Consider the following 12,123-nt stretch of genomic DNA (forward strand, 5'->3'; position numbering starts at 1 on the left):
AATGTATTATTCTTCTACCACTTCAGCAACATCTTCGTCTGAGTTAGCTTGTGCATTAGCGTTTGCACTTGCATTTGCGTTTTGTTGAGCAGCAGCGTTAGCAAAGTTCTTAATTACTTCTTCTACTTGGTCTAATTTTACTTTTAAAGCTTCAATGTCTTTTTTAGCAATTAAGTCTTCTAATTCTTTAACAAGTTTATCTGATTCTTCTTTTGCTTTAGGATCCATCTTGTCACCTTGTTCAGCATTAGCTTTCTTAATTTGGTCAATTAATGATTCAGCTCTAACGATTGTTTCAGCTTCTTCTTTACGTTTCTTGTCAGCTTCTTTGTTTAATTCAGCTTCTTTAATCATTTTTTCGATTTCAGCTTCTGAAAGTTTAGATGAGTTTTGAATTGTAATTGATTGTTCTTTGTTTGTTTTAACATCTTTAGCAGTTACTGTTGTAATTCCGTTAACATCGATTGAGAAACTTACTTCGATTTGAGGAATTCCTCTAGGAGCAGGTTCAATTCCTGTTAAATTGAATTGTCCAAGTAACTTGTTATCATTTGCCATTTCTCTTTCACCTTGCACAACTCTAATTGTAACTTCAGTTTGGTTGTCAGCAGCAGTTGAGAAAATTTGTGATTTTGTTACAGGGATTGTTGTATTTCTTGGGATTAATGGTGTAGAAATTCCTCCAAGAGTTTCAATTCCAAGTGTTAAAGGTGTAACATCAAGAAGTAAGATGTCATTAATGTCACCAGCTAATACAGCACCTTGAATAGCAGCACCAATTGATACAACTTCATCAGGGTTAATTGATCTGTTAGGTTCTTTTCCTAATGTTAAACGTACCATTTCTTGAACAGCTGGCATTCTTGTTGATCCACCAACAAGTAATACTTCATCAAGATCTTTAGCTGTAATTCCAGCTTGTTTTAAAGCATCTTCAATAGGTTTTCTTGTTCTGTCAAGTAAGTGTGAACTCATTGCTTCAAATTCACTACGTTTTAATTCTAATTCAACATTTAATGGTCCAGCAGCTGTAACAGCTAAGAATGGAAGGTTAATTGTAGTTGTTGATTGGTTTGAAAGATCAATTTTAGCTTTTTCAGCAGCTTCTTTTAATCTAGCCATAGCCATTTTATCGTTTCTTACATCATATGAGTGTTCATCTTTAATTTTCTTGATTAATCATTCAACGATTTCGTGATCTCAATCATCCCCTCCAAGGTGGTTATCACCACTAGTTGAAAGCACTTCGAATGTTCCATTTTCAAGTTCTAGAACTGAAACGTCAAATGTACCACCACCAAGGTCATATACTAACACTTTCATTGATTTGTGAGTTTTTTCAAGTCCGAATGCTAATGCAGCAGCAGTAGGTTCGTTAATAATTCTTAATACATCAAGTCCAGCAATTTTACCTGCAATTTTTGTAGCTTCACGTTGAGCATTGTCAAAGTAAGCTGGCACAGTAATAACTGCTTTTGAAACTTTTTTACCAAGTTTTGCTTCAGCATAATCTTTCATGTATGAAAGGATCATTGCTGAAATTTCTTCTGGTTTGTAGTCTTTTCCATTTACATGTACAGTTTTATCTGTTCCCATTAATCTTTTAATTGATACAACTGTGTTTGGGTTTGTTTCAACTTGTCTTTTAGCAGCATCCCCAACAATAATTTCGTTTCCTTTGAAAGCAACTACTGATGGAGTTGTTCTTTTACCATTTGGGTTTTCTAACACAACTGGTTGTTTGTTTTCCATAACTGTAACAACAGAGTTTGTTGTTCCTAAGTCAATTCCTAATACTATTTCTTTTGCCATAATATAGCCTCCTAAAATAAAATTAATTATTTAAGTTTAGGTAGATTTTCTTTATTTCATCCCCTTGAACTGATAATATTATACCACCATTTTAGCAAATACAATACTTATTTGCTAATTTTTTTAATTATTTTTTTAGCTGTTTTTTACTACTATTACACCAGCTGGTTTTACGAGACGATTGTCAATTGAAAGACCTAAACGCACTACCCGAACAATAGTATTATTAGCTTTAGTTTCATCAGCAACAAAATCTAAAACTTCTTCTTGTTCTGGATTAAATTCACTACCAATTTCAGGTTGGATAATGAAAGCACCGTGTTGTTCTAGTAAGTTAGTAAATTGTTTAGCTACAATACTAAATCCATAACAATAGTTTTTAACAATTGTGTTATCGGAATTAGCTCCAGCATTAGTTGCAGCTAAAAAGTTGTTAAAAGGTTCAATAAAATCTTCTAAGAAACCTTGTAAAGCATATTTTTTAATTTCTGCTTTTTCATGTTTCATTTTTGAGTGCAAGTGAGCTTGTTCAGCTTCAAGTTTTTCTTTAGCTTTAGTTTGTAAAGTTTCAAGTTTTTCCTTATACATGTATTCATCAAGTAAGATCTTATGTTCTTTTTCAGCTAGTTTAGCTTTTAAAGTTTCAATTTCAGCTTTTAAATTGTCCACTTCTTTGCTATTTTTAGCTTCATGTCCCTTATGATGACTGTAAGTAACTTGTATTTCTTCAATAATTACTTTAGCGTTCTTACCTGCTAAAGCTTCTATAGGATAATTTTTAGCAAAACTTAATTTAACTTCTAAACTAGGTTTTACTTTACGATTAATTAAATATTCATCAAAGTTAGGAAGATATTGTTCTTTTCCTAACTCAATGCTACATTGTTTAGTGTATTCTGTAATGATTTCATCATTGATAAACAATGTAAAGTTACCTTTAACTATATCACCAACATTTAGTTTTGTATTATTCATTTTTATCTTCCTTCTTTCTATTTAAGTAATTGTCTAAAATTTTGATAGCTGAACGCATCATATCATAGTTTGATGTAGTTGCTCCAACTACTGAAATTTCAGTGATCTTATCACCTGATTCAATTTTCTTAGACATATATGCACCAGAATCATCAATCATGATCTTGATTTTTTCATTTTCTTCAAGTTCACTTTCGATACTTTCTCAAACCGAGTGGTTTTCAATAAGCTCGATCATCTTATTTAAGTTTTCTCTATCAATTTTAGGACTAAGTATGATGTTATTTTTACCATAAATATTGTTTCTTGATTTTGTTCTAAATCCAATATTATGGAAGACATCTTCGACAAATGAATTTATTAATTCTTGGTATTTTTTGACTGATTGTGCTAATACATCTTTTAGCAATTCTAAACGCACCGGAATTTCTTGAAGTGGTGTATTAACCAATCTTTCTTTAAAAATTTTAATAGCAATTCTAACATCATTCATTTTGAAGTCTTTATCACTGATATTAAGAATTTTTGAAAATACTTCTCCTGAAGAAATAACCATCACAATAGTTGCTTTAGTGTCACTAAGGGCCACTAAATCAATGCTTTTTAGTTCCATATCATGCACATTTGACTCAGTTGTTATCATAGTTAACCCAGTCATATCAGAAATAATTTGAGCAGCTTGATCTACTGTCTGGTCAATTGCAACATTTTTGTTTGCTAGTATAGCATCAAGTTTATCTTCAAAACGAGTTGTTGCTAAAGCACTTAAATGTTTTGCATAATAATTTAGTCCTTCAATTGTTGGAATTCTACCACTAGTATGAGCTTCTTTTTTAAGAAAGCCTAATTCTTCTAGATCATTCATCATGTAGCGCATTTTTGCACTAGAGAAATTAATCTCTGGATGAATTGGAGCATACTTACTTAATAAATATGATGATGAAACTGGTTCACCTGTTTCTATATAAGCTTGAACTGTGTATTTAAGCACTGGTTCATACTTTTCATTTAATCTATTTCCTGTTTTCATAGAACTATTTTACCACAATATTTTATTTTTTAGCAAATAAACTTTTCTTTTGCTAAAAACTCGCTAAAGAAAAAACCACCCTTTATATATAGAGTGATTTATTTACTTGAATAACCAAATTTTTCAAGAGCTTCTGGATCATCAATTCATTTTTTAGCAATTTTTACTTTTAGCGTTAAAGTGGTTGGTACATCAAATTGATGCGCAATCTTCATTCTAGCATTCTTACCAATTTGTTTGATTTTTTCTCCACCCTTACCAATGACCATCCCTTTTTGTGAAGCTTTCTTAACATAAATTACTGCATCAATTGTAATGTGATCATCTTCTTCAATGAATTCAGATACTTCAACTGCAATTGAGTGAGGTAATTCTTCATATAAAGCATTAATAGCTGACTCACGAATAATTTCTTTAGCTAAAAATCTCATAGATTTATCAGTTAAATATTCAGGGTCATATTGAGGTTCACCATCATAACTATATTTCTTAATTTCATTAATTAAAGCATTAATTGATCTATAGTCATTTACATCAGTAGCTAAAATAGTTTCAAAACCATGTGCATGTAATTCATTAATTTTTTCAACTAAAATTTCAGGTTTACTTCTGATTTTGTCAATTTTAGAAACAACTGCGATCTTATTTTTGGTGTGAGCAATTTTTTCTAAAATCATTTCATCACCTTTGCCAAGTTTTTCATCAGCAGGTGTTAAGAATAATAAGACGTCAACATCTTTAGCTGCGTCATAGGCGTTTTTGTTTAAAGCTTCGCCAAGCTTATTTAATGGTTTGTGGATTCCGGGTGTATCAGTAAAAATAATTTGAGTGTCATCATCAGTATAAATACCAGTAATTTGATCTCTTGTAGTTTGTGCTGTATCAGTTACAATTGCAACATTGTAACCCAAAATTGCATTTAGTAAAGAACTCTTTCCAACATTTGGTCTACCAAGGATACTTGCAAAGCAAATTTTCATAATTATTTAATTGTAATTTCTTCTGCTCTAATGCCGAAAGGAACAAGTTCTTCAACAGTGTTTACTCTAACACTTTTACCATCATTACTGTATTGGTAAACTTTAGCGTCTAATGGCATAAATTCTGTCATTACTTGTCTACATCCAGCACATGGGCTAATGATTTCATTTTTTCCACTGATAATGTGAATTTCCTTGAATTTTCCAACTTTTCCACCGTAAGCTACTGAACCAAACATTGCACTTCTTTCAGCACAAAGTCCAGATGGGTAAGCTGCGTTTTCTACATTAACTCCGTAGTATTCTGTTCCATCTTCAGCTACTAAGATAGCTGCAACTGGAAACTTAGAATATGGTGCGTAAGAATATTTTAATAAGTCTCTTAATTTTTCAAAAGTCATAATATTATCTCCTTAATAAATTTGTGAGCATATAATCCTTACTTTAGTCGCCTTTAACCGACATGCTCGTTTTAAAATGATTCACGTGTAATCTTAAGTGGATCAAATATTGCATCCACAATGGCATTCATTTCTTTTCTTTCGTTTTCTTCTTCATGGTCATATCCCATTAAGTGAACCAAACCATGAGTAAATAAGTAACAAAATTCTCTGCGAACTGAATGTCCAAACTCTTTAGCTTGCTTTTCTACTTTTTCTCAGCAAATTACTAATTCTCCAATTTGTAAAAATGGTAATGAGTCCATATCAAATGAATCAAAACCAAAGTCAAATGATAAGATATCAGTTACATAATCTTTCCCTCTATATTCAGCATTTAATTTCTTAATTGCTGCCGGTGAAACAATTGTAACATCTAGTATCACTGGTTTTTTGATTTTAAAGTATTTCTTTAAGTTAGAAACTATTTGTTCCATTTCTGCTTGATAAATAATTGCACGCTTAATACGAGAGTGAACTGAAATTTCATCTTCTACTTTAATAGCATCTCTTTCTTCATTAATTTTCATAAAATTATTATACTTTTTTTATTTTGCTAAAAGAGTAATTATCTTATTAAATTTACAGTGAAAATATATAACTTAAAACTGAAATTAAAAATTAAAAAGACGACAGCTCCACTTTAGCTTTAGTGGAATGCCATCTTTTTAATTTTCCTACGTTTCCCAGCAGTAGCATAATAAAATAAACCAGCCACAGTGAATGCTGTAGTTGGCTTGAAACTTTATTTAATATTTAAATGATTAAAAATATTTAATATTAATTGGTAGTCTTCCCAGCTTTGTTGTAAGGCTGGGTTTTTAATTTCGATTGTATTTATAAGTTTTTTGTCAAAATAGTGTTCAACTTGTTTAACATCATTAATCATAGTAATGATTCTAGATGTAGTCATTTTATCCTTCTTAGCAAGACCTAAAAAATCATTAATTTTATAGGTAAGGAATTTTAACATTACTAAAGAAAGAAAACATAAACAAATATATCCTTGTATATTTTTTCATGTAGAAAGATACATTGGTCTTAATGATAATGCGCCTTTTAATGTTCTAAAGTTTTCTTCAGCCTGTCATTGTTTTGCATATAGCTCAACGATTTCAGTTTCTTTAAGATCAACTCTATTAGTTTCGTAAACATAAAATCCATCGAATTTTTCATCTTCTAGGACTTTATCATAGTCTAATTCATAAAAACCTGACTTATCTGTTGGTTTAAAGAAACGATATTTCTTTCCTCCAACCATATCTTCATATGACACTTTTCCATTTTTAGCTTTCTTATTGAAGTTATCAATAAGAATTTTTCTATCTTCATAGTCTTTTTTGCTCTTTTTTCACTAAAAGTGATTATTTGTTTTCTAGTGTGACCATTTTTTCTTCCATTACGGTATAGAGATATTATCTCTCTGCTCTTATATAAGAGTCCATTTTCATTAATGTAATCCTTTTCACTAAGAACATATTCTTTGAATTCTTTTGAACCTTTTTTCATTCTGTATGAAATAATGTAATTTAGTTTTTATCTTCTAAAAATCTTATATTTTTATTTACAGACATTCCTTTATCAGCAATAACAGTAACTGTGGTTATGCTGTATATTTTTGCAGTTCAAGTATAAAAGGAATAAAAGTGGATGAATCAGCTGTATTTCCGGGAAAACTTTGTAGTGCACTGGTATACCATTACTATCAGTGGCGAGTCCAATAACGATTTGGTCTTCTTTAAATTTTCCATCTTTTGAATAACCTGGTTTCTTATAACCATCTCGACTAAATGTTTCAAAATAAGCTGTTGTTGAGTCAAATCAAACTATACTTACATCTCTTTTGTACTCATTTTTCATGGTTTCATTTATATTGCTTAAGTATTTGATTTTTGTTATCAGCAATATATTCTAGTGATCTATAAAACGAATTTTTAGAATAAAAATCTTGTTTTTCTTTAGTTGCATTTTTGTACGTAGCATAAACAACTTAGTGGATTTTTAATTCTTTGATATATTTGTTGCTTTACAACATCATTTAAACTTACTGATTTTGTAGTTTTACAATCCTTGAAAATATCAAAATAATCAATTAATCGAGAAATTAAGTCGAGATCCAACAAATTTTTCATATGTCTCATTTATTTTAGGGCTTTTATTTTTGATCTTTTATTAATTTCATTAATAACCTCTTCTTTTGTCATTGAGAGAGGAAGAGTTTTTATAATTTGTTTTATTTTTTCGACTGAATTTTCTTGGTATTTATCAAAATCTTCTTCATATCCTATCCCGAATCTTACAGCATATCCTGTTTTGTTTGTGCTTTGATATCCAACAGATATATAAGTTCCTTTTTGTCTTTTAGATCTTGAAATTATTCAATTTATTTCATGTAGGTTCTTCTTTTTCATGAATATATTATACCACATTTAGTAGCATAGTAGCATAATATTTATATTTTTTTCAAAAATATAGCCACCTAAAAAGTGACTATATTTGGCCCAAGTGGGAAACGCAGGAGCTCCACTTTAGCTTTAGTGGAATGCCATCTTTTTAATTTTTACTCATTTTAAGTATATAAAAAGTGATATTCACTCTGCGTAAACATCACTTTAAATTATGTCTCTTATTATTCATTTAGTTTGAAAATAAATACTTGAATATTTATATTTTTTGATCTTACACTATTTATTAGTATCAATTTTTGAATATATATCTTTAATTCTACTTAATTCATTATCATTAAAATCACTAATTTTAAATATTGAATCATTAATTTGAATATCACTAGCTGATGAAATTCTTCTCAATTTTGAAGCGATTTGGTTAAGTTGCACCAGTTTGCTTTCATCAATTAAAATATCATTTTGATTAAGTTTTAAGGGTCTTGCACATGAAACAGATGTTACTGTTACTGGAAATTCTGGTTCAGGGATATTGATATCTATAGTTAACTTGTATACTTTTGGTTTAGAAAGGTCCAATAATTCAAGTATATCAGTATCTCCAGGAATTATAGGTTCCCCAAACGCAGGCAATGGTGTCACTTTAGGACCATAAGTTAATTTTGTTTCAGTTAATTTCTTGTTTGGATTATATCAATTATTAATGAAATCATTAATATTGCTATGATTTACGTAAGAATTTTGGGAATGTTGCTTATTTGTTAAAACAATATTAATAGATGATTCTTTTGTTTCATTATTATTAACAATTTTGATAATTGGCTCAAGAAAAGCAGATTCAACTTCACTGTATTTTAAAATTACTTCTGCTTTTATATTTATATTAGGTTTGTTATCAATTGTAACTTTTTTTGTCGCGATATTTGACCAAATTATTTTACTGTTGTTGAAAGTATCAAAAGCACCTGTTTCCAGTTCATTAATTATTAAATACTTTTCAGATCATGACTTATTTTTTATTGTGGGGAATCATTTAATAAATTTATCAAAAACGCGATCTATTAGGGAATAGTCTAGTGGTTGACGTTTTTCACTTTGTAATAAATTCTCTCACATTGTTATTTCTTTATTATTAGTTATTATTTTACTTTTAGATAGCATATTTAGATGAAGATTGTTTTTAAATCCATCATCAATAGTATTTCAATAAGTTTTTCAAATCTCTGGGTCTTTTGTATTTAACAGTAAGTCAATTTGATCATGATTTTGATCTTTGTACTTTAGCACATCACTTTCATTCTCCATTTTTGCTATATTTCAATTTGATTTAGATATATTAACACTACCAACATTATATTTTGCTTCTAATGGTAAGTTTATAAATCTATTAATCATGAATTCTAAATATAAAACATATGAATCAATAACTTGCTTGCTATATTGATCTTCATCACTAGATACAATACTCAATACAGCTGGTTTTACTCAAGCATCAAAATATTTTTTACCTTTTTCATCATTTAAATTAACACTCTTAGCTAGAGATATTAATGATTCTAATTTGATATTTTTAATATTCTTAATGTTATCTCTAATTAAATTGGTATCATATGCTTTATTAAACTCTTGCATTTCTTTATCTTCTTTATTACATGAAATCGCAATAAAGGACGAAGGTATAACAGCTAATGACACTATTCCTAGTGTTTTGCTATATAATCATTTTTTCATATTAGAAGTCTCCTCTTTTAGCATCAATATAATCTGTATTGATTATATATGTGATATCCAATGAATTAATATATTCAGCAAATATTTCCTTGCACTCTTTTCATGATATTTTTTCATCTATTTCAATTTTTTGATTTGCATAATTATCATAAACTTCTTTTAAAGCTTTAAGATAAATAAACGAAATATATCCTTCATAATCATTCATGTACATTTCATCGTCTTGACCATAAACAGGCATATCAATTCATACCTTTTCAACAGATGATGTGTTAGAATTACTTACAGAGTGAGTGGTTTGACTTGTTTCTTCAGGATAATAATTATAATAATCAAATCAATTTTGATAATATATGTGATATGAAAACATCGCATTAAGATTTAAAATATCTTGATTTTTAAGGTTTTTTGTACAATACATTAAGAAATCTCAATACTTTTCCGAAATATCTTTTTTATTAGCTAGATATCATAAGAATCCATTTTTATCGTTCACAGGATTTATATTATCATATGCTACTACCATTGTATATCTGGAACTAGATTCATATGAATATGAATTTGAACTAAACTCAAATTTTTCATTATCATTGTCAAAATTATTAGCAGAAACATTTATTTTTTTAAGTTTATTATTTTTTACAACGTTATACATTTTTCTGAAACTTGGAACACCAAATCCTATTTTAGAAAATGAATTATTTTTTCTTCTAACTCCATATCTATGGCTATTTTTAATATACCATTCATAATCATATCCACTATCAGTATACATATTTAAATTGTAATCATATATTTGCGAGCTATATGCTAATAAAGCCTTTATCTCTGATAAGGTGAATGTTCTATGAAATATTTGTTGGAGTAATGAGATCATTCCAGTTATTATTGGGGCAGAAAAACTTGTTCCTTGGGAATTATAATAATATTTAATTAATGAATTTAGATTACTATCTTTAGGATATTGCCTTGAGTTAATATCAGTTTCGATAAATTCTCCATATGAACTTACTAATGGTAGATTGTCATTTTCAAACATTGCAAAAGTCGAAAATTCAGAAGGTCTCATTTTTTTACCAACAGAAGCTACATAAATTACATTATTTCCAATTGTTGTTTTTAATATTTCTGTAAACTTGTCAATAACTGCTTTATAATTTTTTTCAGGATTTAATTTTAGAGTCGACATAATATTTTCAAGACTATTCCTGTTTTCTACAACATCATATGATAATTCATCTAATAGTTTTTCAGAAATTTGTAATCTAGTATAGTCTGTAGATAATAATCCATTCATAGCTTTTTTTCTCATTAATTCTTGCGTAGCTTTTCAATATAGATCATTTAAATCTTTGTAATTACTTAAGCTTTTAATATGATCTTTTAGTTTTTTATATATTTCACCATCATTTCCGGCTGCAACAATTGCTACAATTCCATATTTTTTATTGTAAAAATCGAGTATTTCATCCAGTTTTGGATTATTACTTAAATCATTTTGCATAATATGACTTATATTTTTTAATCAATATAGATCTTCTAGTGGAGAAGTTATATTTTCAGAATTACTTGAACTTTTATAATTTATGAAATAATTTTCTATTTCATTTAATGTGTTTAATGATTTTCTCGATAATGAATTAACTAAAAATTTTATTCCTAAGCTTAAATTTACAACCTTAACTCCATTTTCAACCATATAATCTAATGAATTTTTTAGTTGTGAATATACATTTCATTCAATATCTGGGTATTTGCTAAGAATTTTTTGTTTTTCAGCATTAGAAATTCCAGATTGATTTATCATATCAAAACTACTGTAGAATACATTAGCATTTTCATTAACCCCTAAATCTGCACCAATCAAAGAATATACCTTAGAACCATGCCATGTAGTTATTTTTGAATTTTCGCTTACAAATCCTCCATGTACATGAAAGTTATCAGCATTAGTTTTAGTATTAATTATGTCAGTTTTTTTAAGCCCATTAATTTCAATAATACCAACTTTGCTATATGAATCATTTAGATTATAATCATCAGTAATTAAAGATTTATCTATTTCGTGCAGATTGAAGTAGTGCTTATAAATATTTTTAATTGAACTTAATTCACTTGTGCTGAGTGTTAAGTCAGAGTATTTATTTATTTTGACATCTTTTTCAAGAGATGCTGAAAGTGTTGTGGCTACTGTAATTGCTGCTATTGATGATGAGCATATTAAAGTTAATATTTTTTTTATTTTTTTCATTATGTTCTCCTATATGTATGTAAGTAAGGGTAATAAAAAGGCCACACTAAAAAAGTGCAGCCTAATAAGTGAAAATCTGTTTATAATAAACTATTTTGGTTTTCATCATATATTCCCTTACATAATTATTATACAATTATTTTTTGTAAAATAAATATTTCCACATAAATCAATTACAAAAAGATAACACCCTAATCATACTAGTTATTGTCACCTCATTTTATTAGTTATTAATTGATTCAAGTTAATCTTTCCCTCTATATTCAGCATTTAATTTCTTAATTGCTGCTGGTGAAACAATTGCGACATCTAGTATGACTGGTTTTTGATTTTAAAGTATTTCTTTAAGTTAGAAACTATTTGTTCCATTTCTGCTTGATAAATAATTGCACGCATAATATGAGAATGAATTGAAATTTTATATTCTACTTTAATAACATCTCTTTCTTTGTTAATTTTCATAAAATTATGATACTTTTTTATTTAGCTAAAAAAGTAA

The 12,123-nt window shown here is 28.3% G+C and carries 9 protein-coding genes and 1 pseudogene; all 10 read right to left on the reverse strand.

Annotated features, from left to right (window positions below):
* Positions 1-6: 6 nt before the first annotated feature.
* The 10 genes and pseudogenes from dnaK to ACM0IS_RS02995 all read right to left on the reverse strand — a co-directional run bounded on the left by dnaK (position 7) and on the right by ACM0IS_RS02995 (position 12,086).
* Positions 7-1,812, reverse strand: coding sequence for a molecular chaperone DnaK (gene dnaK / locus ACM0IS_RS02950; RefSeq protein WP_416756001.1), 1,806 nt, complete (start codon positions 1,810-1,812; stop codon positions 7-9).
* Positions 1,813-1,947: 135 nt separating this feature from the next.
* Positions 1,948-2,787: a nucleotide exchange factor GrpE gene (grpE, locus tag ACM0IS_RS02955; RefSeq protein WP_416756003.1), complete on the reverse strand. Its 840-nt coding sequence runs from the start codon at positions 2,785-2,787 to the stop codon at positions 1,948-1,950.
* Positions 2,780-3,817, reverse strand: a complete 1,038-nt coding sequence (locus ACM0IS_RS02960; protein WP_416756004.1) for a heat-inducible transcriptional repressor HrcA — start codon at positions 3,815-3,817, stop codon at positions 2,780-2,782. Before ACM0IS_RS02960 ends, grpE begins: the two co-directional genes overlap by 8 nt.
* Before the next feature lie 98 nt (positions 3,818-3,915).
* The gene (gene era / locus ACM0IS_RS02965) at positions 3,916-4,797 is read right to left on the reverse strand and encodes a GTPase Era (protein ID WP_416741578.1); all 882 of its coding nucleotides are present in this window, start codon (positions 4,795-4,797) and stop codon (positions 3,916-3,918) included.
* A 2-nt stretch (positions 4,798-4,799) separates the two neighbouring features.
* On the reverse strand, positions 4,800-5,198 hold the full coding sequence (gene cdd / locus ACM0IS_RS02970) for a cytidine deaminase (protein WP_416756005.1): 399 nt from the start codon (positions 5,196-5,198) through the stop codon (positions 4,800-4,802).
* A 71-nt stretch (positions 5,199-5,269) separates the two neighbouring features.
* Complete coding sequence (gene ybeY / locus ACM0IS_RS02975) at positions 5,270-5,767, reverse strand: rRNA maturation RNase YbeY (RefSeq protein WP_416756006.1); 498 nt, start codon at positions 5,765-5,767, stop codon at positions 5,270-5,272.
* Between the two features lie 215 nt (positions 5,768-5,982).
* Positions 5,983-7,579, reverse strand: a pseudogene (locus tag ACM0IS_RS02980) (IS1634 family transposase).
* Positions 7,580-7,921: 342 nt separating this feature from the next.
* Entirely contained in the window at positions 7,922-9,373 is a 1,452-nt protein-coding gene (locus ACM0IS_RS02985) for a hypothetical protein (RefSeq protein WP_416756007.1), read from the reverse strand.
* A 1-nt stretch (position 9,374) separates the two neighbouring features.
* On the reverse strand, positions 9,375-11,624 hold the full coding sequence (locus tag ACM0IS_RS02990; protein WP_416756008.1) for a S8 family serine peptidase: 2,250 nt from the start codon (positions 11,622-11,624) through the stop codon (positions 9,375-9,377).
* 309 nt (positions 11,625-11,933) lie between these two features.
* Positions 11,934-12,086 carry a hypothetical protein gene (locus ACM0IS_RS02995; RefSeq protein ID WP_416756010.1) on the reverse strand — a complete coding sequence of 51 codons (153 nt, stop codon included), beginning with the start codon at positions 12,084-12,086 and terminating at the stop codon, positions 11,934-11,936.
* Positions 12,087-12,123 lie beyond the last annotated feature (37 nt).

It is taken from the genome of Mycoplasma aquilae ATCC BAA-1896 (genome assembly GCF_048074525.1).
Lineage (GTDB): Bacteria > Bacillota_I > Bacilli_A > Mycoplasmatales > Metamycoplasmataceae > Mycoplasmopsis > Mycoplasmopsis aquilae.